Genomic DNA, 23,559 nt, shown 5'->3' on the forward strand with positions numbered 1-23,559 from the left:
GGGCTCAGCCGAGCCCGCGGACCCACTCCCACTGACGCTCCAGGCCCTCGCGCAGCGACACCCGGGGCGTCCAGCCGAGCGCGTCCCTGGCGAGCTCGCTCGACCCTCCGGTGCGGAACACGTCGCCGCGGACCGTCGGTTCGTAGCGCACGTCGACCGGCGCGCCGGTGACCTCGCCGATGACGGCGAGCACCTGGTTCACCGAGACGCTCGACCCGCCGGACAGGTTCATCACCCGCGGGAGCGGTCCGTCGGCGCCCATCGCGGCGATCACGGCCGCGACGATGTCGCCCACATAGGTGAAGTCGCGGATCTGCTCGCCGTCGCCGAACACGCGGATCGGCTCCCTCGCCGAGACGGCGCGGAGGAAGCGCGTGAACGCCATGTCCGGGCGCTGCCCTGGTCCGTAGACCGTGAAGAAGCGCAGGGCCGCGGTGTCCAGCTCGTAGTTGGCCCGGTAGAGGTGCACGAGGTGCTCACCGGCGAGCTTCGTGACCCCGTAGGGGCTGTGCGGGGCCGGGAGGGCCTCCTCCGTGGTCGGGTAGCTCTCGGCTTGGCCGTAGACCGACGACGAGGACGCGTAGACCAGCCGGATGCCCGGCGCGCCCTTGAGCGCCTCCAGGAGCCGCTGGGTGGAAGTGATGTTGGCGTGCGTGTACGCGCCGAACTGGTCGCCCCACGATCCGCGCACCCCGGGCTGGCCGGCGAGGTGCGCGATGGCGTCAACCCCGTAGGAGAGCAGCGTCGGGGTGTCGATGTCGGCGAGGTCCGCCTCCACGAAGCGGAACCGCGGGCTGTCGACGGCGTCGACGTTCGCTCGCTTGATCGCCGGGTCGTAGTACGACGTGAGCGAGTCGACGCCGACGACGTCGTCGCCGCGCTCCAGCAGCGTCCGGACGAGATTGCTCCCGATGAATCCGGCTGCGCCGGTGACGAGGACCCTAATCGGTCGACCCTCCTGCTCTCAGGCGGCGGACTCTGCCGCCGATGACTCGGATCGGCTTCGACGCGCGCCACGAGAAGCTCGTGACCACCTGCGTGAACCGCGCCTCCGCACGCATCGCGCGCGCGTCGGCCTCCGCCAATTCTAGCCGCGCGGCGCTGACCCGCTCGTCGGCCGCCTTCACCTGCTCGAGGGCGGCGTCCACGTCGGCGATGTACGAGTCGGCACGCTCCCGCTCGGCCACCAGCTCGCGCTCGATGCGTGCGATCTCGGCGAGGAGCGGGCCTGTGCGCCGCCCCGTACTGACGCTCAGGTGCGCGCGGCGCTTGACGTCGACCGGCCAGCGATGCCATTCCGACGCGTTGTTGTCGCCCTCGATGGCCTTGGGGACCACCGGACCGAGCGCGAACGCGACGTTCGCCGAGAGCTGGTCGCGGCGGGAGTAGCGCAGGACGTGGTCATACCAGATCCGCATCGACGCCGCGACATCCGGCGTGCGCCGCCGCGCCAGCATCCCGTTCCAGTAGGGCTGCTCGAGCAGCACATCGGGGTACGCCTCCGCATAGTGGAGGAGTTGCTCGTTCACGCGGCCGGCGTCGTCGTAGTTGAGGCGGACGATCTCGTCGAACTCGTCGATGACGCGCCCGCGGAAACTGTGCCGATGGAGGGTGAAGTCGGAGTCCTTGAGCCACTCGTCGAGGATGTCCTCCGGTCGTGCCTCCAGGTGCACCGAGTTGTCGATGTAGAGGGTCTCCTCGTACGCGTCGAGGGCGGGGTGGCCGATGATCTTGAAGGCGCGCTGGCTGCGGACCAGGTCGAACGGGAAGGGGAGCTCGACCCTCACGATCGTCCAGGTGTCGCTGACCAGGTCGTCGCGGTCGGTGAAGCAGATGAAGTCGACGTCGCTCGCACGTGCGACGGGCTGCTCGCTCAGATCCTCGTAGGGGCCCAGCAGTGCGGTGTAGACGGCTCGGGGCGTCGTCATCGATCCTCTTTCCATGGATGGCTCGCCCGCGTCCTCGTCGACGCATGGGCTCAGAAGTCCCGTCAACTCTACCCGGATAGCATTGTGGACATGCTCCGGTCCAGACAGGACGTCCACTTCGTCTTCGCGCCCGCCTTCGCGGAGTCGGGGTCGACCGTCATGCGCGGTCGGCAGCTCGCCGGCATCGCCGAGACGGCCCTCGGGCGGCGCGCCCGGGTGCGCTACACGCCGCTGGACGCGCCCTTCCGCAATTCCACCCTCTTCCTCACCAAGGGTGCGCTGCGCGTGGCCGACGCCGACCGGCTCGCCGCGCTGAAGGCGGGGGGCAACCGGCTGCTGTTCGACGTCGTGGACGAGGCGCCGCCGCCGACGAGCGGGTTCGCCGACGCCATCGTCGCGGCCTCCCTCACCGCGTTCGTCGACCTGCAGCGCGACCACCCCACCCGCGAGATCCTTCTCGTGAACCACCACGTGGACCCGCGGCTGGACTCTGCGGCGGGCACGCCGCCCACCGACCGGCTGCGCGCCGGCTACTTCGGCGAGCTCGTCAACGCCGTGCTCACCCCGCGCATCGAGGAGACCGTCACGCCGGTCCTGGTCGACACCTCGACGCAGGACCCGGCCTGGCTCGGGCGCATCCGGGAGTTCAATCTCCACTACGCCGTGCGCCTGTTCCGCGGCGCCGACCTGCACAAGCCGTTCCTCAAGGGGTTCACGGCCGCGCACACGGGCAGCAACATCCTCATCCAGCGCTCGCAGGCGGAGGCCGTGCTCTGGCTCGGCGACGACTACCCGTATCTCATCGACGGCGGCCCCGACGGGGAGCCAGGCGAGCGGGCGATCCTCGACGCGCTCGACCGCGTCCGCGACGACTTCGGCTCGCCGGAGTGGGAACGCGGCCTCGACATCATGCGCGGCATCCGCGAGCGCACGAGCGTCGCGCGGATCGGCCGCGAGCTCGCGCGCGCCCTACTCTGAGTCCGGACGGCGCCGGTCAGTCCCGCTTGCGGGAGTGCTCGAGTGACTTCGCCCGCACGGCGTCCTTGTCTGTGATGTCGACGAGCGTCGAGTCGCGGTAGCTGCGCCACTTGACCACCTGGTACGCCGGGTTGACCGCGAGCCAGAACGCCTTGCGTTTCCAGGAGAAGTCGCCGTCGCGGAGGATTCGGAGGGTGTCCCCCACGATCCCGCGGGCGGTGAGCCGCAGCTGCTGCGGCCGTGACATCGGCGGGATCGGGAAGCCGATCTCGCGCAGCCCGACCGTCTCGTCGAAGATGCGCCGCTCGTACTCCCCCAGCGTGAGGTCGTTCGAGTGCTCGACCGCCGCACGCCCGGCGTACGCCTTGGAGTACCCGGCCTCGAGCAGGTCGCGGCCGAAGAGCTGGTCCTCCGCGTACCGCACGTCGCGGTACGGGACGACGTCGGTCAGGAAGCGGCGGCGGGCGGCCGAGTTCACGTCCGAGTAGAACGCCATTGCCCCGAGCACGCCCTCCTCCTTCGCGAAGTCGTCCTTGTAGAAGACCGTCGTGCCGAAGTCGGGGCCGAAGCCGGCGAACACCCCGCGGATCTCGTACTTGAGCAGCGGGAAGCAGCCGGGCCGCGGGACCTGCTTGCCCATCACGGCCACGATCTTCTCGTCGATGGCGAACGGGGCGAGCAGCTCGGTGAGCCAGCTCTCCGAGGCAGGGACGGCGTCGTGGGTCAGATATACGACGAACTCACCGGCGGCGAGCTGCGCCGCCAGGTTGCGGGTGCGGCCGTGGCCGAACTCGCTGTTCGGGATCTGCTTGAGCACGACCTCGGGGAAGTCGGCGACGATCGACAGCGTGCTGTCGGTGGAGCCGGAGTCGATCACCAGCACCTCGACGCTCCCGGTGTAGTCCTGCCGGCGGATCATCTCGAGGATGCGCCTCAGGTAGGTCTCCCCGTTGTACGTCAGGATGGCGATCGTCACGTCCACGGACGGTGCGTCAGTCACGTTCTCTCCGGATCTCCTCGTAGGTGCGCTCGATGCCGGCGTGGAGCCCCACGGATTCCTCCAGCGTCCCGAACTCGCTCGTGTAGCGGGCGGTGTCCAGCACGACGCGGTCGACGAACGTCGGCGGCGCCGGGCGGACGTCCACGGCGAAGTCCACGCCGGTCACCTCGCGGAGCGTCTGCAGGATCTCGGACACCGACGACCCCGTCCCGCTGCCCATGTTGTAGAGGCGGTGACGGCCGACGGTGCGCACTAGCGGCAGGATCATCCGCACGAGGTCCTCGACGTAGATGTAGTCGCGCACCATGCTGCCGTCGCCGAACTGGAGGACTGGCTCGCCGTGCGCGATCCGGCGCAGCGCGATCGGGATGAGGCCCTGCTTGCGGTTCGGGTGCTGACGGGTCCCGTACGGGTTCGAGATGCGCAGGACGGTGTAGTCGAGGCCGTGCGTGCGGCGGAAGAACTCCAGGTAGTGCTCGATCGTGAGCTTGCCGATGCCGTACGGCGACACCGGCAGTGCCCGGTCGGACTCCGAGTACTCCGGCTTGCCCTGGTCGCCGTAGATGGCGCCGCCGGTCGAGGCGTAGAAGACGCGCTCGACGCCCGCCGCGACACAGCTCTCGAGGAGTTCGACCGTCTGGGCCACGTTGGTGCGGATGTCGAGCGTCGGGTCGCCCGCGGCGGTCGCCGGGGTGGTGGTCGACAGGAAGTGGAAGACGTAGCGCTGGCCCGCGACGGCGTCGTCGAGGTCGGACCGGTTCAGGAAGTCGCCGGTGATCGGCCGGGCGCGGTCGGTCCGGAAGGACGGCCTGGCCGAGAACCGGTCGAACGCGGTGACGTGCAGCCCCTCCTGGACGAGCGCGTCGACGAGGTGCGACCCGAGGAAGCCGTTCGCCCCGATGACGGCGGCGCTATCCACGCATCGCCCTCTCGAACGCCTCCACGAAGGTCCGGCCGGAATCCTCCCAGGTGGAGTTCCCGACGGACTCCGACGCGATCCGCGCGTACTCCGGCGCGTCGGGGCGGTCGAGCACCTCGACCAGCTTCTGCGCGATGGCGAGCGGGGAGGCCGGGACGTACGCGATGTGCTCGTTGTCGGACACCATGCGGTTGTTCGGCCCGTCGTTCACCACCGGGATCACGCCGCTCGCCAGGAGTTCCAGGGGCAGCAGCGACATGTTCGACAGCGACAGGACCAGGCCGGCGGCGCAGCGGTTGTAGACGGCGTTCAGCTCGCTGAGCTGCAGGCTGGACAGATTCTCGTACTCGAAGGGGATCTCCCAGTTGGAGACGTCCCAGCCAGCGAGGTTGATCTTCACGTCCGGACGGAGCTTGGCGAAGTCCGCCAGCGCGATCAGGCCGAACTCGAACGCGCGCCGCGGCGTCACCGGGCGGGCGTAGAAGAAGATCTCGTTCCGGCGCTCCGCGTTCTCGTAGCGGTAGCGCGTGCGGTCCACGGAGAAGTCGAAGTGCTCGGCCTTCATGCCGAACTCGCGGTGCAGCTTGTCGGCGAGCCAGCCGCCGGCGGTGATCGCGTGGAAACCGAAACGGTAGGTGTTCTCGGCCAGGAGGGCCTCGGAGCCGAGCGGGTAGAACAGGGGCTCGAAATCCTGGACGAAATAGAGCCGGCGGGCGCGCGACGGATCGAGGAAGGCTGGGTAAGCGGTCTCCCAGCCCGTGGCGAAGATGGCGTCCGTCCCGTCAGCCACGCCGGCGGTCCGGTCCCAGATCCGGATGTCGCCGTCGAGGTCCGGGTACGCCTCGGACGCGGCCAGCATCTCGCGGACGAGCGTCACGTCGACGGCCGCGTCGCCGGCGTTGTAGAGGTACACATCGCAGGTGTGACCGGCCTGCTCGGCGAATTTGATGAAGCGGAACAGGTTCTGGTGGCCACCGCTCTCCTTGCCGGGAGGGGACATGATCCACGCGATCCGGCACGGCCGGTCGGCGACCGCGATGGGGTGGGAAATGCGCTCCGGAATCCGCGTCCAGTCGACCGCCGCAGCGTCGGCCATGTCGACGAGCAGCCGCGGGCGCTGAGGCGCGGTCACCTGTCCCACCTTGGACCGTGCGTAGCCGATGGTGGTCCTGATCCCGTTGTTCTTGACCATCAGGAAGGCAGTGCGGGTCTTCCGCGCGATCACCCGGGGGCCACGTTCGACGGCTCGAGAGAAAAGCTTGCCCACTGCTGCCACGTCGTCTACTCGTCTTCCTTGGTTGTGTGTCGTCCTGGCCCGGTCCTGCGTCGCCCTGGCGCAGACGCGCCGTTCTGCCGTCCGCAATCTTCCCACAGAAGGATGAAAGGGGAATCCAGGCGGCACTGTATGCTCGACGGGTGCCCCGATCCGCCGATGCGACGGCCGTCGTGACCGTCAGCTACAACTCGAGCGGGCAGTTCGACTCTTTTCTCACGAGCCTCCGGCCGGAGTTGAGCCGCGGCCTGCGGGTGCTCATCGCGGACAACGGCTCCGCCGACCTCGACGAGACGCGCCGCATCGCGGCGGAGTTCGGCGCCGAGGTGGTGGCGCTCGGCGAGAACCACGGCTACGGCGGCGCGATCAACCGCGCGGTGCGCACCCTCCCGGACGACGTGGACGCCATCCTGGTGAGCAACCCGGACATCATCGTGACGCCCGGAGCGATCGAGCTCCTGCGGGAGCGCCTGGACTCCGACCCGCGCATCGCCGCCGTCGGGCCGCGCATCCTCAACGAGGACGGCACTGTGTACCCGTCCGCCCGCAGCATCCCGTCGCTGCGCACCGGCATCGGCCACGCTCTGTTCGTGCGGGTGTGGCCCGGCAACCCGTGGACCCGCTCGTATCGCGCCGAGCGCGAGACCGAGGCCCGCGACGTCGGCTGGCTCTCCGGGGCCTGCCTGCTCGTCCGGCGCGAGGCGTTCGAGCGCATCGACGGGTTCGACGAGGGCTACTTCATGTATTTCGAGGACGTCGACCTCGGCTACCGGTTCGGCAAGCACGGCTACCGCAACCGCTACGAGCCCACGGCGTCGGTCATCCACCATGGCGGCATGTCCACCCGCACCGAGTCGAAGCGGATGCTCGCGGCGCACCACCAGAGCGCCTACCGGTTCCTCTCGAACAAGTACCCGGGGCCGCTCCTGGCGCCGGTGCGGCTCACGCTCCGCGTCGCGCTCACGGTCCGCGCGTGGCTGCTCACGCGTGGACTGTGAGGCGACGCTCCAATGCGGTTCGGAGTCAGGACTCCAGCAGCCGGCGCAGATACTGGCCGTAGCCGCTCTTGACCAGCGGCGCGGCGAGCTCGTCGAGACGCTGGTCGTCGATCCACCCTGCTCGCCAAGCGATCTCCTCGACGCAGCCGACCTTGAAGCCCTGACGGTCCTCGATGACGCGGACGTACTCGGACGCCTGCATCATCGACTCGAACGTCCCGGTGTCGAGCCACGCCGTGCCGCGGTCGAGCACCTGCACCTGCAGCTTGCCGGCCTGCAGGTAGCGCTCGTTGACCGTGGAGATCTCCAGTTCGCCGCGCGCGCTCGGCTCGATCGTCTTGGCGATCTCCACCACGGAGTTGTCGTAGAAGTAGAGACCGGGGACGGCGTACTTGCTCTTCGGCTCGGCCGGCTTCTCCTCGATGGAGAGCGCGGTGAAGTTGTCGTCGAACTCGACCACGCCGTAGGCGGTCGGGTCGCTCACCTGGTAGGCGAAGATGAGCGCGCCGTCGATGTCGGCGTGCTGGCGCAGCGACGACCCGAGCCCGGTGCCGTGGAAGATGTTGTCGCCGAGGACGAGCGCGACGGACTCGTCGCCGATGAACTCCTCGCCGATGATGAACGCCTGCGCGAGCCCGTCGGGCGAGGGCTGCACGGCGTACTCCAGGCGGATGCCGAGCTGCGAGCCGTCGCCGAAGAGCGCGCGGAACTGCTCGTTGTACTCCGGCGTCGTGATGATGAGGATCTCGTTGATGCCCGCCATCATGAGCGTCGACAGCGGGTAGTAGACCATCGGCTTGTCGTAGATGGGCATGAGCTGCTTGGAGATGCCCTTGGTGATGGGCCAGAGCCGGGTGCCGGAGCCGCCGGCGAGGATGATTCCGCGCATGGTGTGGGGTCGTCCTTACTTGTCGTTCAGCGAAGCGTAGAAGGCGCGGGCCGCGTCCCAGGTGGGCAGCAGGCCGCTGTCCTTCGCCTGCAGGAGGCCAGGAGCGTCGGTGTCCTTGGGGGAGAGCAGGAGGTCGTCGGCCGGCACGGGGAACTCGAGGGCGATGTCGCCGTCGAGCGGGTTGATCCCGTGCTCGCGTCCCGGGTTGTACACGTCGGTCACCAGGTAGCTGACGGTCGCGTCGTCGGTCAGCGCGACGAAGCAGTGGCCGAGGCCCTCCGCGACATAGATCGCGCGGCGGTCGGTGTCGTCGAGGAGCACGGAGTCCCACTGGCCGAAGGTCGGCGAGCCGACCCGGATGTCGATGACGAAGTCGAGCACCGCGCCGCGGGGCGCCATGACGTATTTGGCCTGGCTCGGCGGGATGTCGGCGAAGTGGATTCCCCTCACCGAGCCGCGGCGCGACACCGAGGTGTTGCCCTGCTTGAGGTCGAGCGAGTGGCCGACCGCCTCCTCCAGCCGGTCGAACCGGTAGAACTCGAAGAACAGGCCGCGGTCGTCCGCGTGCTGCACCGGGGTGATCTCATAGGCGTCGGGGATCGATAGTTCGCGGATCTGCACCCCGGGAGTCTACCAATGCGGCCTCACGGTAGACTCGACGCCGGTTCACCGACAGAAAGCAGCCCATCCGCATGAAGATTCTCGTCACAGGTGGCGCCGGATTCATCGGCTCCAACTTCGTCCGCCGCACCCTGCAGGACGCCTACCCGGGCCTGGAGGGCGCCGAGGTCGTCGTCCTGGACGCACTGACCTACTCGGGTAACCTGGCGAACCTCGCGCCGGTCGCGGACTCCCCGCGCTACACCTTCGTCAAGGGCGACATCCGCGACGGCGGCCTGCTCGACGAGCTGTTCCCGACGATCGACGCCGTGGTGCACTTCGCAGCGGAGTCGCACGTCGACCGCTCGGTGCGCGACGCGTCGATCTTCGTCGAGACCAACGTGCTCGGCACCCAGCAGCTCCTCGACGCGGCCCTGCGCAACAAGGTGGAGCGCTTCGTCCACGTCTCCACCGACGAGGTCTACGGCTCCATCGCAGAGGGCTCGTGGGCGGAGGACCGCCCGCTCGAGCCGAATTCGCCGTACTCCGCCTCGAAGGCCGGCAGCGACCTCCTCGCCCGCAGCTACTTCCGCACGCACGGTCTCAACCTGTCGATCACGCGCTGCTCGAACAACTACGGCCCGTACCACTTCCCCGAGAAGGTCATCCCGCTTTTCGTCACCAATCTGATCGACGACAAGCACGTCCCGCTGTACGGCGAGGGCAACAACATCCGCGACTGGCTGCACGTCGACGACCACACCCGCGGCATCGCGATGGTGCTCGTGAACGGCCGCGCCGGCGAGATCTACAACATCGGCGGCGGCACCGAGCTCACCAACAAGGAGCTCACCCAGCTGCTGCTCGACGCCACCGGCAAGGACTGGTCGTACGTCGACCGCGTGGCCGACCGGCTCGGCCACGACCTGCGCTACTCGGTCGACATCTCCAAGATCCAGAAGGAGCTCGGCTACCAGCCGCTGGTGCCGTTCCAGCAGGGGCTCGCCGACGTCGTGCAGTGGTACCGCGACAACCGCGCGTGGTGGGAGCCGCTCAAGGCCCGCGCCGCGCTGGACAACTGATGCGCGTCCTCGTCGCAGGCGCGAACGGCCAGCTCGGCCAGGACCTCCAGAAGGCCCTGGCCGCGCGCGGTCACGAGGTGACCGCGCTCGGCCGCGCCGGGCTCGACGTCACCGACCGTGACGCGGCGGTCGCCGCGGCCGCCGGCCACGACGCCGTCGTCAACGCGTCCGCCTACACCAAGGTGGACGACGCCGAGACGCACGAGGACGAGGCCTACGCGATCAACGCGCTCGGCACGGAGAACCTGGCCGTCGCCGCAGCGGCGGCGGGCGCGCGCTACGTGACAGTCTCCACCGACTACGTGTTCGACGGTCACGCCACCAAGCCGTACGCCGAGGACACCCCGCGCGACCCGATCAACGCCTACGGCCGCACCAAGGCGGCCGGCGAAGAGCTGGCGCTCGCCGCCCACCCGGACGGCACCTATGTCGTGCGCACCGCGTGGCTGTACGGCGCGGGCGGCCCGAACTTCGCCAAGACGATGGTGAAGCTCGCCGGCAGCCACGAAACCGTGAGCGTCGTCGCCGACCAGCTCGGGCAGCCGACGTGGACCGGCGACCTCGCCGACCAGATCGTCGCACTGCTGGAGTCCGACGCGCCCGCGGGCGTCTACCACGGCACGAATTCGGGCCAGGCGAGCTGGTTCGAGTTCGCGAAGGCGGTCTTCAGCGCCGCCGGATTGAACCCTGATAGGGTCACACCGACCGACAGCGCGACGTTCGTCCGCCCCGCACCCCGACCGTCCTACTCCGTGCTGGCGCACGGCGCGTGGGCGAAGGCCGGACTGACGCCCATGCGGTCGTGGGAGGCCGCCCTGGCAGACGCCGCACGGCACGGAGTCCTGGACCTGGAGACGAATGACGACACTCAGCGTGGTGGTCGATGAGCTCACCTCGGCCGACACCGGCGGAGCCCGCCGGTACACCGAGGAGCTGACCCGTCAGCTGATCGCCACCGCGCCGGCAGGGTGCGAGGTGCGCGCGTTCGTGTCGAACGTCCCCGAGGAGCAGCTCGACGAGCTGCGCGCGGTGCTGCCCGGCCTCGCCGACCTGGTGCGGCTGCCCCTGGCCCGGCGCGAGCTCGCGCTCGCCTGGCAGTCGGGCATCCCCGTGGGCAGCGTGCGCGGGATGGTGCACGCACCGAGCCTCCTTGCGCCGCTGCGCAAGCACGACACCCTGAACGACGGCGACCAGGTCGCCGTGACCATCCACGACGCGCTCGCCTGGACGCATCCGGAGTCGCTCGGCGCCACCACGGTGATGTGGACGAAGTCGATGGCCAAGCGCGCCCGCAAGCACGCCGACGCGATCGTCGTCCCGACCCACGCGGTCGCGAACCGCCTGGCCGAGTCCTTGGACTTCGGCGACCGGATCCGGGTCATCGGGGGCGCCCCCGCCACGACTCTGCGTCTCCCGGCCGACGCCGACGAGCGCGCGGCCCGGCTCGGCCTGCCCCCGGTGTACGCGTTCACGCTGGGCTCGATCATGCCGCGTAAGGGCATCGCACCGCTCATCCGAGCGGTCGCCCGGCCGGAGGCCCACGACATCCCACTGCTCATCGCCGGCCCGGATCGCTACGGCGACGGCACCGCGACCGGCGTCGCCGCCGCGGCGGGCCTGCCGGAGGACCGCGTGCGCGCGCTCGGCCGGCTGGACGACGCCGACCTCGCGGTCGTGCTCGACCGGGCGACCCTGTTCGTCTACCCGAGCCTCGCCGAGGGCTTCGGCCTCCCGATCGTGGAGGCGTTCAAGTTCGGCCTCCCGGTCATCCACTCCGACGACCCGGCCCTCGTGGAGGTCGCCGCCGGCGCGAGCCTGGTCGTGGAGCGGCCGGCCTCCCCCGAGGACGACGCCGGCTACAGCGAGCGCCTGGCCGCCGCCATCGGCCGCGTGCTCGACGACGGCGACCTCCGCGGCCGCCTCGGCGTGCTCGCCTCCGACCGGGCGCGCGCCTTCAGCTGGCGCGACTCCGCCGAGCGCGTCTGGGCCCTGCACGCCGACCTCTGACGCGCGCTCGCGCTCCACGCGATTCGTGACGAATGTCGCGATTGCGCGCCCCATTCCCGCGATTCGTCACGAATGTGCGCACCGCGATTCGTGACGAATGTCGCGATTGCGCGCGCGATAGCCGCGATTCGTGCCGAATGTGCGCAGCGTCAGGCGCGCGTCGAGGAGGTGACGGGCTCGCGAGGGGTGGCGTCAGCCGTCTCCTCGGGGCCGAACCAGGCGCGGTAGCGGGCGGACGCCCACTCGCCGGCCGCCTTCGACCAGCCGTGGCTGCGCTTCTCGATCAGCCAGGTGAAGCCGACCGCGACCAGCACGGCCACCGGGAGGGCGAACAGCAGAGGCACGTACCAGGCCTGCCCGGCGAACAGGTAGGTGCTGAACAGGATGATCGGCACGTGCACCAGGTACAGACTGAACGAGATCGCGCCGAGGAACTGCAGCGGACGCGACTCGAACAGCACCCGCAGCGGCGTCCAGCCGAGGGCGGCCACCACCAGGCCCGCCGCCGCCAGCGGGACGAGCCCCTTCAGCACGTTGTCGAGCGCGGGGATGCCCCCCACGTCCGGCCCGAGGAGCCACGGCGCGATGAGCAGCAGCGCGCTGCCGAGGGTGAGCCCGGCCCACAGCGGATGCCGGAACCAGCGGGCGTTGATCCGCGCGGCGGCGTCGCGGACGACGTCGAGCCGCACCGCGATGACCGCGCCGACGAAGAACGCCGGGAAGTACTCCAGCTCCCCCGACCCGGCGTGCGCGCCCAGCCAGGTGAGTGCGCAGGCCAGCGCCAGGCCGCCGATCCACCACCTGCGCACGGCGAGCGCCGCGATCGCGAACACCGGCAGCAGCAGCGAGAAGGCGAGCTCCCAGCGCAGCGACCACAGCGGGTTGTTGATCTGGCCGTCGCCGCCGAGGAGGTCGATCGCCTTGACGATGTACTCCCATGAGAAGTTCGGGGTCGAGGAGTCGCTGAGCCACGTCCCGCTCGGCTGCGGGCTCACCTGCGGGATGGCGGCGACCCACGCGGCGGCGAGCACGACCGACGCCGCTACCGGCACCATGAGCCGCACCACGCGGCGCGGGAAGTAGGCGACCCAGTCGAAGCCGCGGCGGCGCACCACGGGCAGCGTCACCACCAGCCCGGACAGCACGAAGAACACGATCACCGACTCCACGCCGGCCGAGGCCAGCTTGAGCGGCGTGTAGCTGATCCACCACATGAATGAGCCGCCGGGGGCGTGACCGCCGCCCGGCGCTCCGGGGAACTCGGGGTTCGTATAGAGCGCGTGGTGGAAGAGGACGACGACCGCCGCGAGTCCGCGGAGTCCGTCGAGGGATGTCAGGCGTGCACTGTCTTTCGTCCGCGTCTTCTGGTCCACACTTCCACCTGTACTCGTCAGAGGCGGGCGACGGTACCGGCGGGCGCTGGGCGGTTCCTGTGACCTGTTCAGGGGTCACTTGGGAGCGTCAGGGAGCGGACGGCTTCGGAGTGGCCGGGGTCTTCGGAGTGGCCGGGGACAGTGCCGTCGTCACGAGCCGGTGGATCTGCGCGTAGTCCGGCTTCGTCGGGTCGATCGCGGGAGGCACCAGCTCCAGCTTGTCGACCGGCTGCGCACGCGTCTTCATGCCCAGGTCGACGAAGTAGCCGAGCATCGATTGCGGGATGTCGGTCTTCATCACCTGCGCGCCGGCCGTCGCGATCCCCTGGAACTTGGTGACGACGTTGAGCGGGTTGAACTGCGTGAGGATGGCGTCCTGCAGCTGCCGCTGGCGCGCCATCCGGTCGTAGTCGCTCGTGCCGTGCCGCGCCCGCGCGTACCACTGGGCGTGGTAGCCGTCCAAGTGGTGCCGCCCGGGCTGGATCCACTCCACGACGCCGTTCAGGTTCTCGTCGCCGCCGATCGGCACCTTCTCCGTCACGGTGACGTCGACCCCGCCGAGCGCGTCGATCAGGTCGGCGAAGCCCTGCATGTCGATGAGCACGTAGTACTGGATGGTCAGCCCGGTCGCACCCTCCAGCGCGTCCCGCATCGCCTCGATCCCCGGCTCGCTCCGCTGCTTCTTCGCGTTCGGGTAGAGGTCGGGCTTGTAGAGCTCGACTTCGGTGTAGATGGAGTTGAGCTGGCAGACGTCGACGTCGCACCGGTCGTGGTAGCCGTAGCCGTCCGGGTAGACGGCCTTCAGCGGCGATTTCGCCGAGAACGGCACCGGGTTCAGGTCGCGCGGGAGGCCGATGGTGACGGCTTTGCCTGTGCTCGCGTCGATGCTGACGATCGACATGCTGTCCGGCCGCAGCCCCTGCCGGTCGGGTCCGGCGTCACCGCCGAGCAGCATGATGTTGTAGCGGCCGTTCACGGGCGCGACGGGGGCGCTGGCGGCGAAGATGTCGCCGAGCGCACCGCGCGCCGAGCCGGCGACCGCGGAACCGTAGGCCGCGGTCCCGGCGAGGCCGACCAGGACGAGGACAGAGAAGGCGGCGATCCAGCCGCGCATCTTCGCTCGCGCTTTGACCAGCCGCACGAGCCGCAGCGTGTCGAGAGTCAGCACGATCCAGAGCAGCGCGTACGCGATGAGCAGGAACTGGACGACGGTGAGGCTGCCGGCCTGGGTCGCGAACGTGTACAGCGACGACGGCGACGCGGCCAGGAGGACGAGGGCCACGAGCCCGAGCGCCCAGAGCAGCAGGGTCGCCAGGATGCCGACGCGCCCGAGCACCCGGTTGCCCGCGACGAGCTGCGGCGTGCCGGGCAGGACGATGTTGAGGCCGACGAGCCACCAGCCGCGCGCGGTCATCTCCCCCGGCGACGAGGTGTTCGGGTGCCGGAGCGGGGTCGCCGCGGTCATAGCTGCGACTGCAGCGCCCGGTTCTTCTCCTCCACGCTCGCCTCGAGGTCGGCGGCGAAACGCGCCAGAGCGTCGGACAGCTCCGGGTCGGAGGTGGCGAGGATCTTGACGGCGAGCAGCCCGGCGTTGCGGGCGCCGCCGATGGACACGGTGGCGACCGGGACGCCCGCGGGCATCTGCACGATCGACAGTAGCGAGTCCAGCCCGTCCAGCCGCGCGAGGGGAACCGGCACGCCGATGACGGGGAGCGTGGTGACGGCGGCGACCATGCCAGGCAGGTGCGCGGCACCGCCGGCGCCGGCGATGACGACGCGCACGCCGCGGCCGGCGGCCTCCTTGCCGAAGGCGATCATCTTCTCGGGCGTGCGGTGCGCGGAGACGACCTCCACCTCGTGTGCGACACCGAATTCGGTGAGCACCTTCGCGGCCTCCTGCATCACCGACCAGTCGGAGTCGGAGCCCATGATCACGGACACCAGGGGCTGAGACTGTGCGGGCATGGCAACCACGATAGGTGGGGGGTACGGGGTCGGCGGGTCAGGCCCGCCGGGCGGAAGGAAAATCGGGCGGATTCTCCTTCCGGGCGCGCTTGCGCAGGAGGGAGCCGGGCGTGTCGGGCCGGAAGTCCTGCTCAGCCCTCGAAGAAGGCGGCCGCGGCGCGAGCGCGGTAGACGACGTCGTCCAGGTCGTCGCCGCCGACCGTCACGTGCCCGACCTTCCGGCCAGGGCGCGGCGCCTTGCCGTAGCCGTGGAACTTCGCCTCAGGGTGCGCCGCCAGCGCCGCCGGGTAGCGGTCCTGCAGCGTGCCCGACTCGGGGCCGCCGAGGATGTTCACCATGACCGACCACTCCTCGCGCGGCGCCGTGGAGCCGAGCGGGAGGTCGAGGACCGCGCGCAGGTGCTGCTCGAACTGACCCGTGACGGCGCCCTCGATCGACCAGTGCCCGCTGTTGTGCGGGCGCATGGCCAGCTCGTTGATCAGCACCCGGTCGTCCGTGGTCTCGAACATCTCCACCGCGAGCACGCCGGTGACGCCGAGGCCCTCCGCGACGTGGCGGGCGATGTCGGCGGACACCTGCGCCACTCGGCCGGTCGAGCCGGGCGCCGGAGCGATCACCTCGGCGCAGACGCCGTCGCGCTGCACGGTCTCCACGACCGGCCAGACCGCCATCTCGCCGGACGGGCGCCGGGCGACGAGCTGCGCCAGCTCGCGCCGGAAGTCCACCAGCTCTTCGACCAGCAGCGCGCCCCCGCGGCCGTCCTCGGCGAGCGCGAGGAACCAGTCGTCGGCGCCGGAGGCCTCCGACACGACGCGCACGCCCTTGCCGTCGTAGCCGCCGCGCGCCGTCTTCACGACCGCCAGGCCGCCGTGGTCGGCGAGGAACGCGCCGAGCTCGTCGGCGGACTCCACCGCGGCCCAGTCGGGCACCGGCAGGCCCAGCTCGCTGAGTTTGGCGCGCATCTGCAGCTTGTCCTGCGCGTAGAGCAGCGCGTCGGGACCGGGATGCACCGGGATGCCCCGCCCGACCAGCTCGCGCAGGATCGCCGGCGGCACGTGCTCGTGGTCGAACGTCACGACGTCGACCGTCTCGGCGAAGGCGAGCACGGTGTCGAGGTCGCGGTAGTCGCCGACGCCGGTCGCGGCCAGGTCGGCGCTCATCCCCTCGGCCTCCTCCAGCACGCGGATGTCGATGCCGAGCTCCACCGCGGGAGGGATCATCATCCGGGCCAACTGTCCGCCGCCGATCACACCGACCTTGTTCCTGGCCATCTCCGATGTCTCTCCTCGATACTCTTCACACGGTGCGCGGGCAACTCCCAGATACCGGACACCCGGGCCGCGTAGTGTGGCGAACGCACCTCTATCTTCCCGCATACCCAGGCTGGAGCATGACGACCGAGACGACCGCAGCGCGCCGCACCGCGCGCATCCTCCCGCAGCTGATCAAGTTCGGCGCGGTGGGCGCCGTCGGCTTCGGGGTCAACCTCGTCGTCTTCAACGTGATGCTCCTGATCGTGCTGCGCAACGTGCACCACGCGACGATCTACTCGACGATCGTCGCCACGGTCATCGCCATCCTGACCAACTGGATCGGCAACCGCTACTGGGCGTTCTCCGGCCAGCGCCAGGACAACGCCGCCCGCGAGGGCGTCGAGTTCTTCGCCGTCAGCCTCGCCACCGGCACCGGGATCCCGCTGGTCTGCGTATGGGTCTCGCACTACCTGCTCGGGATGGCGAACCCCGTCGCCGACAACATCTCGGCGAACATCGTCGGTCTCGCGATCGGGATGCTGTTCCGGTTCGCGCTCTACCGCTGGTGGGTGTTCTCGCCCGCCCGGGCCGCACGAGCCGAGGCGAAGGCCGAGCAGCCGGCGACCACCCTCGTCACCGCTCCCGAGCCGGCCGTCACGACGGGCTCGACGCTAGCGCGAACCCCAGACGGTGGTCTCGTCGGAGACTGACTCCGACTGCTGCCTGCGCACCGCGACGACGGTCTGCGCGTGCTCCATCAGCTCGCTCAGCGCGCGCTGCACCTGGTCGGCCTTCGGCACGTCCCGCAGCACGACCGGGTGGTCCAGCCCGGAGTTGATCAGCACATCCCCCGAGCGGAACATGCTCTGCAGCCACGAGCGCCGCACCGCGACGTCGTAGCCGCGGCTGTGCAGCAGTTCCTGGCGCACGCGCACGAAGAAGCCGTGCCGGATGATGAGACGCCGGGTGGTGATCGTGTAGCGCCTGCTCAGCCAGACGGCCAGCGGGAGCAGGAACAGCAGGAGGACGGCCGCGGCCGCGGCGCTCCACACCAGCACGACCTCCCACACCTCGGAGACGCGTCCGGCGAAGAACCCGACTGCCCCTGCCGCGGCGATCAGGGCGAGGCTCGGCCAGAACAGCGCACGCGCGTTCGACCGGAGGCGGGCGATGACCCGCTCGGGTGGCGGCGCGGGCGTACCCTCCGGCGAACTGCTCATGTATCCCATTAATAGCGCAGGTGCGTCACGTCGCCCGCCGCCACCGCCGTTGGGCCGTCATCCGACTCCACGATCAGCCGGCCGGACTCGTCGATCGACGTCGCGGTGCCGAGCAGCACCCCGCCGCCGGGGAGCTCCACACGCACCGAGCGGCCGATCGTGTGGCAGGCCTCCACGACCTCGTCGCGCAGGGCGCTGCGGAGCGGATCGCCGCCCGCGGCCACGAACTCCCGGTAGAGCACGCTGAGCTGGGTGAGGTAGGCCGCCAGCACCGCGTCCGGGTCGATGTCCTTCGCGCCGGCCAGGGCGAGCGAGGTGGAGGTCGCCGTCGGCAGCTCGTCGTGCGCGAGCGTCAGGTTCACCCCGGCGCCGACGATCACGCCGTCCATACCCGGCAGCAGCTCGGACAGGATGCCGCACACCTTGGCCTCATCGATCAGCACGTCGTTCGGCCACTTGACCGCGACCTCCCGGCTCGTGAAGGCCGAGAGCGCGCGGCTCATCGCCACCCCGGCGAGCAGCGGGAACCAGCCGAGCGCCTCCGGGGGCAGTCCCTCCGGCCGCAGCAGCACCGAGATCGCCAGCGCCTTGCCGGGCGGGGACACCCAGACCCGGCCGAGCCGGCCGCGGCCTCCGGTCTGGTTGTCGGTGACCACGACGGCGAGGTCGGGCAGGTCGCCGGCGCGCGCCTGCAGCACGTCGTTGGTGGAAGCCGCCTCCGGCAGCACCTCGAGGACGGGGACGACGGCCCGGCTGCGACGGAAGTTCATTGCTCAATTCTGCCAGCGAACGCACGCGGATTTGTAGGAATCCGTAGACGGCATCGCCGTTCGGCTGGCAGGTAGAGTGAACGGCGTGACCGACACCGAAGCACGTCAGACCCCCGATCCCTTCACGACCGCCGGCAAGCTCGCCGACCTCAAGGAGCGGTTCCACGAGGCCGTGACCGCGAGCGGCCAGGCCGCGATCGAGAAGCAGCACGCGAAGGGCAAGCTGACCGCCCGGGAGCGAATCGACCTGCTCCTCGACCAGGGCTCGTTCGTGGAGTTCGACGAGTTCGTCCGCCACCGCACGCACGCGTTCGGCATGGAGGCCAAGCGGCCCTACGGCGACGCGGTCGTCACCGGCGTCGGCACCATCCACGGCCGCAACGTGGCGGTCTTCAGCCAGGACTTCACCATCTTCGGCGGCAGCCTCGGCGAGGTCGCGGGCGAGAAGATCATCAAGGTCATGGACCACGCGCTGAAGACCGGCGTGCCGATGATCGGCATCCTCGACTCCGGCGGCGCGCGCATCCAGGAGGGCGTGGTCGCGCTCGGCAAGTACGGCGAGATCTTCCGCCGCAACACCGCCGCCTCCGGCGTCATCCCGCAGATCTCCATCGTGATGGGCCCGGCGGCCGGCGGCGCCGTGTACTCCCCGGCGCTCACCGACTTCGTGATCATGGTCGACAAGTCGAGCCACATGTTCGTCACCGGACCCGACGTGATCAAGACCGTCACCGGCGAGGACGTCGGCTTCGAGGAGCTGGGCGGCGCGCTCACCCACAACAAGATCTCCGGCGTCTCGCACTACCTCGCCAGCGACGAGGAGGACGCGCTCGACTACGCGCGCACTCTGCTCAGCTACCTCCCGCAGAACAACCTGGCCGAGCTGCCGGTGTTCGAGTCGGAGCCGGAACTGGAGATCACCGACGCCGACCGCCGGCTCGACACGATCATCCCGGACTCCCCCAACCAGCCCTACGACGTGACAACGATCATCGAGGGGATCGTCGACGACGGCGAGTTCCTGGAGATCCAGCCGCTGTTCGCGCCCAACATCGTGATCGGCTTCGCCCGCGTGGAGGGCCGCTCGGTCGGCATCGTCGCCAACCAGCCCAGCGCGATGGCCGGCACGCTCAACATCGACGCCGGCGAGAAGGCCTCCCGCTTCGTGCGGTTCTGCGACGCGTTCAGCATCCCGATCCTCACGCTGGTGGACGTGCCCGGTTACCTGCCCGGCACCGACCAGGAGTGGACCGGCGTCATCCGGCGCGGCGCCAAGCTGCTCTACGCCTACGCGGAGGCCACGGTCCCGCTGGTGACGATCATCACCCGCAAGGCCTACGGCGGCGCCTACATCGTCATGGGCTCCAAGCAGCTCGGCGCCGACCTGAACCTCGCGTGGCCGACGGCCGAGATCGCGGTGATGGGCGGCCAGGGCGCGGTCAACATCCTCTACCGCGGCGAGATCAAGCGCGCGGAGGAGGCCGGCGAGGACGTCGCCGCCGTGCGCGCCCGCCTCGCCAGCGAGTACACCTACAACGTCGCCAGCCCGTTCCTCGCGGCCGAGCGCGGCGAGCTCGACGGTGTGATCGAGCCGGCCGCCACGCGCATCTCGGTCATCAAGGCGCTGCGGGCCCTGCGCACCAAGCGCGCGTCGCTGCCGCCGAAGAAGCACGGGAACATCCCGCTGTGACCGGCGCGCACGAGGCGTCGTCCGGCCCGTCCCCGCTCGACCCGTCGCAGCTGCGATTCCTGACCAAGGGCGTGACGCCGGAGGAGATCGCGGCGGTCACCGCCGTGCTCGCGACGGCCGCGGCGGAGGCCGCAGCGGCTGCGCGCGACGCCCGGCCGCAGCGCGGGCCGGACGGCTGGCAGCGCACCCAGCGCAGCCTCCGGACACCGCTCACGCCGGGCGCCGGCGTCTGGCGCTCGTTCTCGGGCTGAGCCCCGCGCGGCGTACCCCGAAACCGGATTTGTACCCCGGTTGGGGAGTCCCCCACTCGCGGGACACGCGGCAATCCGCCACGGGCTTTTCCAGGCGGCCGGAAAGTGTCCCCCAGGGGTCCCCCAAAATGACGACTATGTATTTATCGGCCGGGGCGACAATATTGTTATTGCTAGGTGTCTCTCCTCGTGAGTTACACCGCCAATCACTCGCCGACTAGGGTAAGCGGGCGAGTGCTTTGGGGGCGAGTCAGGACGATATTCGGGTTGTCGTCCTGACTCGGGGTTTGAAAAGGGGCCGACAAATTCGGGTGTCGGCCCCTTTCATCCGTTAACGGGGCGACGCCCTCCCATCGAGGGGCGGACGGCTCAGGCGACGACGTCGGCCAGGGGGCGCGGGATCTCCAGCCAGAGGTCGACCTCGTCGTCCTCCGACTCCGCGCCCAGCGCGTTGGCGGCGCCGTCGTCGGACATCCGCAGGCCCACCACTGTCACCGCGGTCTTGGAGGAGCGCGGCACCGTCCGCACGATCAGCTTGTCCGTCGTGGTGCCGCGGATGGCGTCCGCGAGCCGGCGCAGGACCGTCTCCAGCCCGGTCTGGTCGAGGTCGTCGATCCCGCCCTCGTCGAGCAGGCTCACGACCACACCGCGACGGCGGGCGTCCATGACCTCCCGGCGCACGTCGTCGTTCAGCAGGCGGCGGCCGCGGATCTCGTCGCGGATGGCGCCCTCCAGGTAGCGGCACTCGCGCCGCTCCGCCTCGGTGAGGTCGCCGCCGCGGCGCACGATCTCGGCGAGCATCGGCGCCGCCACGCGGTAGGTCTGCCGCAGCCGGAGCTGACGCTCCATCACGTGCGCCTCCTGGGCGGCCTGCCACTCGGTGGCCTCCCGCTCGGCCCGGGCGAACTGCAAGGCGTCGCGCCCCGCCTTCGCGAGCGAGCCGGAGATGACGACGGCGACGCCCACCCAGACGACCGAGCCGATCACGCCCAGGCCGGCGAGTGCGCCGAGCCCGGCCCAGACGACCGTCTGCACGGCCAGGAAGCCGACGCCGAGCCACGCCACCAACTGCTGGCGGCGGACGGCGGCGATCGTCATCAGCGTCCCCACCGCGGCGACGTACCAGGTCGCGTAGCCGTTGTCCTTGGCCGGGTTCAGCTGGCTGGTGACCAGGATCGGGATGACCACGCAGACGGCGAGGTCGAACGCCGCCAGCCAGAGCGGCATCTTGGTCGGGCTCGTCGGCCACAGGCTGATCACGGTCGCGACCGCGTACAGCGCCATCGCGACGACGGCGGGCCCCGGCGAGCGGGGGATGGACAGCGACGACAGCGCGAGGAACAGGTGATAGGCCGAGAACAGCGCTCCGAGGCCGAGGAACAACACGCGGTTGAGGGTGATCATCCCGCGGCCTCCTGCTCGCGCTCCACGATCGAGCCGTGCTCGCCCGCGGGCCAGACGATGGTGACCGTGGTGCCCTCACCCGGCGCGGACACGACGTTCGCGCGCCCGCCGACCTTCGCCAGGCGCTCGCGGATGCTCACCCGGAGGCCCAGCCGCTCGGCCGGGACCTCGTCGGCGTCGAACCCGCGGCCGTCGTCGGTGACGATGACGCGGACCCCCGCGCCGTGCTCGCCGCCGCGGACGACGACGCTGCGCCGGACCTCGTCGCCGCCGGCGTGCTGCATGCTGTTGACCATCGCCTGAACGGCCGCCGAATAGATGGCCTCCGCGACGTTGACCGGCAGGCTGTGCAGTTCGCCGTGGTCGCGCGCGTCCACCTCGAACGGCGAGGAGAACGCCCGCGCGGCCGTCAACAGGCGGTCGGTGAGCTGCTCGACGCCGACCTGGGTCTGGTCCTCCGGCCCGGACGCCTCGGCGGCGTGCAGGTGGCCGATCGCGTCCGCCGCCATCCGCGCGGCGAGGTCCTTCTGCTCCTGGGTGCGGGCGCTCGCGGCAGACAGCAGCGTGGTCAGCACACTGTCGTGCACGATCGCGTCGACCTGCACGCGCTCCACTTCGGTCGCGTGCTGGCGCACCGCGTTGCCGTATTTGGCGAGCGCCTGGCTCTGCGCCACGTCGACGGCGGTCGCGGCCTGCCGCATCATCGCGATGATGGCCAGGATGACGCCGCCGAGGATGATCGCGTAGACGGCGTCCAGGCCGGCCAGCTCGGCGCCGACGCCCCCGCCCGCCGGCAGCGCGCGCACCACGCCGTAGGCGATCGGGGTCACGACCGTGTAGGCGATCGCCAGCCACAGCGGGTAGGCGACGGCGGCGAACGCGGTGAAGACCGAGCAGAGGAACCACACCCACGGCTTGTCCGCCGCGAACGCCTTCGGGTCGGCAGCGAGCAGCGGCCACGTGACGATCGCGGCGAAGTACACGACCGCAAGCACGCCCATCGTGACCTTCACGAAGCGCTGCGCGAAGATCGCCAGCAGCACCGTGAACGCGAGGCCGCCGAAGACCAGCACCAGGACGACGAGCCCCCACGGGCTGCGCAGGTCGCCCAGCTGACCGAGCGCGGTCGGGAAGGTCTGGAGCCCGAACACGAGGCCGAACGCCGACACCGTGCGGTCCGAGATGCGCTCGATCCTGGCCCGGCTGAGCGGATTGCGCGGCTTGGCCGACTCGAGGGGTGCCCCGGAGGCCGAGCGCGGGACGCTAGGCGCGCTCATTGCCCGTGTCGGGGTCGAGCCCGGGCAGGATGCCGTCCTCGACCGCGCGACGAAGGAGGTCGACCTTCGTCGGCGCGGGACGGCCGACCTCCACGTACCTCACGCGGATGCGGTCGAGGTACTCGCGCGCCGTCGAGTTGGCGATGCCGAGCTGGGCGGCGACCGCCTTGAGCGGCAGGCCGGACGCGTACAGGTGGAGCACGTCGCGCTCGCGGCGGCCGAGCTGGGCCTTCGCGAAGTCGCTGTCGGCGTCGATCGCCGTGGCCCACTCCAGGTTGTTGAGCACGTCGCCGCGCGCGACCGTCTCGATCGCGTTCATGACGGTGGTGGTCGGCGAGGACTTGGGGATGACGCCGGCTGCGCCCGCGGCGAGCGCCTCGCGCACGCTCGCGACCCGGTCGGCGATGCTGTGGACCAGCACGGCGGCGCCGGTCGCCTGAGCGCGCTTGACGTTGTCGGTCACCCTGGAGCCGTCGCCGAGCGACAGGTCGAGGACCACGACGTCGCACTCCCGGGCGCCGAGCTGCTGGACGAAGTCGTCCACCGTCGCCGCGGTGACCACCACTTCGTAGCCCGCGTCCTGACAGGCCGCTTTGAGCCCGAGCCGCACGGACTCGTGATCGTCGACGATTGCCACACGCACCATGCTGACCATCGTAGTGCGCGGGTACATGTATTCCGG

General features: G+C 70.4%; 24 protein-coding genes. 8 read left to right on the forward strand and 16 right to left on the reverse strand.

From position 1 onward, the window contains the following. Positions 1–4: 4 nt before the first annotated feature. Positions 5–946 (reverse strand): NAD-dependent epimerase/dehydratase family protein, encoded by a 942-nt coding sequence (locus AC1ROW_RS06715; protein ID WP_493018372.1) that lies wholly within the window; start codon positions 944–946, stop codon positions 5–7. After that, positions 942–1,928, reverse strand: a complete 987-nt coding sequence (locus AC1ROW_RS06720) for a glycosyltransferase domain-containing protein (RefSeq protein ID WP_493018057.1) — start codon at positions 1,926–1,928, stop codon at positions 942–944. The genes AC1ROW_RS06715 and AC1ROW_RS06720 overlap by 5 nt, the downstream gene beginning before the upstream one ends. Before the next feature lie 90 nt (positions 1,929–2,018). On the opposite strand from AC1ROW_RS06720, the gene AC1ROW_RS06725 reads away from it, so the two are divergent. After that, positions 2,019–2,906 carry a hypothetical protein gene (locus AC1ROW_RS06725; protein WP_493018058.1) on the forward strand — a complete coding sequence of 296 codons (888 nt, stop codon included), beginning with the start codon at positions 2,019–2,021 and terminating at the stop codon, positions 2,904–2,906. A 16-nt stretch (positions 2,907–2,922) separates the two neighbouring features. On the opposite strand, the gene AC1ROW_RS06730 is transcribed toward AC1ROW_RS06725, so the two are convergent. From AC1ROW_RS06730 to AC1ROW_RS06740, 3 genes are read right to left on the reverse strand one after another with little or no spacing between them, the layout of a single operon-like run. Beyond that, entirely contained in the window at positions 2,923–3,906 is a 984-nt protein-coding gene (locus tag AC1ROW_RS06730) for a glycosyltransferase family 2 protein (RefSeq protein WP_493018059.1), read from the reverse strand. Then, the gene (locus tag AC1ROW_RS06735; protein ID WP_493018061.1) at positions 3,899–4,825 is read right to left on the reverse strand and encodes an NAD-dependent epimerase/dehydratase family protein; all 927 of its coding nucleotides are present in this window, start codon (positions 4,823–4,825) and stop codon (positions 3,899–3,901) included. The genes AC1ROW_RS06730 and AC1ROW_RS06735 overlap by 8 nt, the downstream gene beginning before the upstream one ends. Next, complete coding sequence (locus tag AC1ROW_RS06740) at positions 4,818–6,050, reverse strand: rhamnosyltransferase WsaF family glycosyltransferase (RefSeq protein WP_493018062.1); 1,233 nt, start codon at positions 6,048–6,050, stop codon at positions 4,818–4,820. Before AC1ROW_RS06740 ends, AC1ROW_RS06735 begins: the two co-directional genes overlap by 8 nt. A gap of 191 nt (positions 6,051–6,241) precedes the next feature. Between AC1ROW_RS06740 and AC1ROW_RS06745 the strand changes: the two genes are divergently transcribed. Then, entirely contained in the window at positions 6,242–7,096 is an 855-nt protein-coding gene (locus tag AC1ROW_RS06745) for a glycosyltransferase family 2 protein (RefSeq protein ID WP_493018063.1), read from the forward strand. 25 nt (positions 7,097–7,121) lie between these two features. On the opposite strand, the gene rfbA is transcribed toward AC1ROW_RS06745, so the two are convergent. Next, positions 7,122–7,985, reverse strand: coding sequence for a glucose-1-phosphate thymidylyltransferase RfbA (rfbA, locus tag AC1ROW_RS06750; protein ID WP_493018064.1), 864 nt, complete (start codon positions 7,983–7,985; stop codon positions 7,122–7,124). Between the two features lie 15 nt (positions 7,986–8,000). Further along, on the reverse strand, positions 8,001–8,606 hold the full coding sequence (locus AC1ROW_RS06755) for a dTDP-4-dehydrorhamnose 3,5-epimerase family protein (protein ID WP_493018065.1): 606 nt from the start codon (positions 8,604–8,606) through the stop codon (positions 8,001–8,003). 71 nt (positions 8,607–8,677) lie between these two features. Here AC1ROW_RS06755 and rfbB point away from each other — a divergent pair, with 71 nt between their 5' ends. Genes rfbB through AC1ROW_RS06770 form a run of 3 tightly spaced genes read left to right on the forward strand, consistent with a single transcriptional unit; the run spans position 8,678 to position 11,674 of the window. Further along, positions 8,678–9,667, forward strand: coding sequence for a dTDP-glucose 4,6-dehydratase (rfbB, locus tag AC1ROW_RS06760; protein ID WP_493018066.1), 990 nt, complete (start codon positions 8,678–8,680; stop codon positions 9,665–9,667). Next, positions 9,667–10,554: a dTDP-4-dehydrorhamnose reductase gene (rfbD, locus tag AC1ROW_RS06765; RefSeq protein ID WP_493018067.1), complete on the forward strand. Its 888-nt coding sequence runs from the start codon at positions 9,667–9,669 to the stop codon at positions 10,552–10,554. Before rfbB ends, rfbD begins: the two co-directional genes overlap by 1 nt. Then, a complete protein-coding gene (locus AC1ROW_RS06770) occupies positions 10,526–11,674 on the forward strand; it encodes a glycosyltransferase family 4 protein (RefSeq protein ID WP_493018068.1) in 1,149 nt (382 codons plus the stop codon). Before rfbD ends, AC1ROW_RS06770 begins: the two co-directional genes overlap by 29 nt. Before the next feature lie 149 nt (positions 11,675–11,823). On the opposite strand, the gene AC1ROW_RS06775 is transcribed toward AC1ROW_RS06770, so the two are convergent. The 4 genes from AC1ROW_RS06775 to AC1ROW_RS06790 form a co-directional block, all read right to left on the reverse strand. After that, a complete protein-coding gene (locus AC1ROW_RS06775; protein WP_493018069.1) occupies positions 11,824–13,047 on the reverse strand; it encodes an acyltransferase family protein in 1,224 nt (407 codons plus the stop codon). 88 nt (positions 13,048–13,135) lie between these two features. After that, the gene (locus AC1ROW_RS06780; protein WP_493018070.1) at positions 13,136–14,512 is read right to left on the reverse strand and encodes an LCP family protein; all 1,377 of its coding nucleotides are present in this window, start codon (positions 14,510–14,512) and stop codon (positions 13,136–13,138) included. Further along, the gene (purE, locus tag AC1ROW_RS06785; protein WP_493018071.1) at positions 14,509–15,012 is read right to left on the reverse strand and encodes a 5-(carboxyamino)imidazole ribonucleotide mutase; all 504 of its coding nucleotides are present in this window, start codon (positions 15,010–15,012) and stop codon (positions 14,509–14,511) included. The genes AC1ROW_RS06780 and purE overlap by 4 nt, the downstream gene beginning before the upstream one ends. A 131-nt stretch (positions 15,013–15,143) precedes the next feature. Then, entirely contained in the window at positions 15,144–16,283 is a 1,140-nt protein-coding gene (locus tag AC1ROW_RS06790; protein WP_493018072.1) for a 5-(carboxyamino)imidazole ribonucleotide synthase, read from the reverse strand. A 119-nt stretch (positions 16,284–16,402) separates the two neighbouring features. Between AC1ROW_RS06790 and AC1ROW_RS06795 the strand changes: the two genes are divergently transcribed. Beyond that, the gene (locus tag AC1ROW_RS06795; protein ID WP_493018073.1) at positions 16,403–16,975 is read left to right on the forward strand and encodes a GtrA family protein; all 573 of its coding nucleotides are present in this window, start codon (positions 16,403–16,405) and stop codon (positions 16,973–16,975) included. On the opposite strand, the gene AC1ROW_RS06800 is transcribed toward AC1ROW_RS06795, so the two are convergent. Both AC1ROW_RS06800 and AC1ROW_RS06805 read right to left on the reverse strand, forming a co-directional pair. Continuing rightward, a complete protein-coding gene (locus tag AC1ROW_RS06800) occupies positions 16,937–17,485 on the reverse strand; it encodes a PH domain-containing protein (protein WP_493018074.1) in 549 nt (182 codons plus the stop codon). The two genes, AC1ROW_RS06795 and AC1ROW_RS06800, sit on opposite strands and share 39 nt — an antisense overlap. 8 nt (positions 17,486–17,493) lie before the next feature. Further along, positions 17,494–18,255, reverse strand: coding sequence for a biotin--[acetyl-CoA-carboxylase] ligase (locus tag AC1ROW_RS06805; protein WP_493018075.1), 762 nt, complete (start codon positions 18,253–18,255; stop codon positions 17,494–17,496). A gap of 76 nt (positions 18,256–18,331) precedes the next feature. Here AC1ROW_RS06805 and AC1ROW_RS06810 point away from each other — a divergent pair, with 76 nt between their 5' ends. Next, on the forward strand, positions 18,332–19,945 hold the full coding sequence (locus tag AC1ROW_RS06810) for an acyl-CoA carboxylase subunit beta (protein WP_493018076.1): 1,614 nt from the start codon (positions 18,332–18,334) through the stop codon (positions 19,943–19,945). After that, a complete protein-coding gene (locus AC1ROW_RS06815) occupies positions 19,942–20,196 on the forward strand; it encodes an acyl-CoA carboxylase epsilon subunit (protein WP_493018077.1) in 255 nt (84 codons plus the stop codon). Before AC1ROW_RS06810 ends, AC1ROW_RS06815 begins: the two co-directional genes overlap by 4 nt. A 369-nt stretch (positions 20,197–20,565) precedes the next feature. Here the strand turns inward: AC1ROW_RS06815 and AC1ROW_RS06820 are convergent, their stop codons facing one another. Genes AC1ROW_RS06820 through AC1ROW_RS06830 form a run of 3 tightly spaced genes read right to left on the reverse strand, consistent with a single transcriptional unit; the run spans position 20,566 to position 23,523 of the window. Next, positions 20,566–21,600, reverse strand: coding sequence for a DUF8320 family protein (locus tag AC1ROW_RS06820; RefSeq protein WP_493018078.1), 1,035 nt, complete (start codon positions 21,598–21,600; stop codon positions 20,566–20,568). Further along, positions 21,597–22,877, reverse strand: a complete 1,281-nt coding sequence (locus tag AC1ROW_RS06825) for a sensor histidine kinase (RefSeq protein WP_493018079.1) — start codon at positions 22,875–22,877, stop codon at positions 21,597–21,599. Before AC1ROW_RS06825 ends, AC1ROW_RS06820 begins: the two co-directional genes overlap by 4 nt. Further along, entirely contained in the window at positions 22,864–23,523 is a 660-nt protein-coding gene (locus AC1ROW_RS06830) for a response regulator transcription factor (RefSeq protein WP_493018080.1), read from the reverse strand. The genes AC1ROW_RS06825 and AC1ROW_RS06830 overlap by 14 nt, the downstream gene beginning before the upstream one ends. Positions 23,524–23,559: the final 36 nt, after the last annotated feature.

The organism is Leifsonia sp. GW821-FHT13C09, from assembly GCF_058806435.1.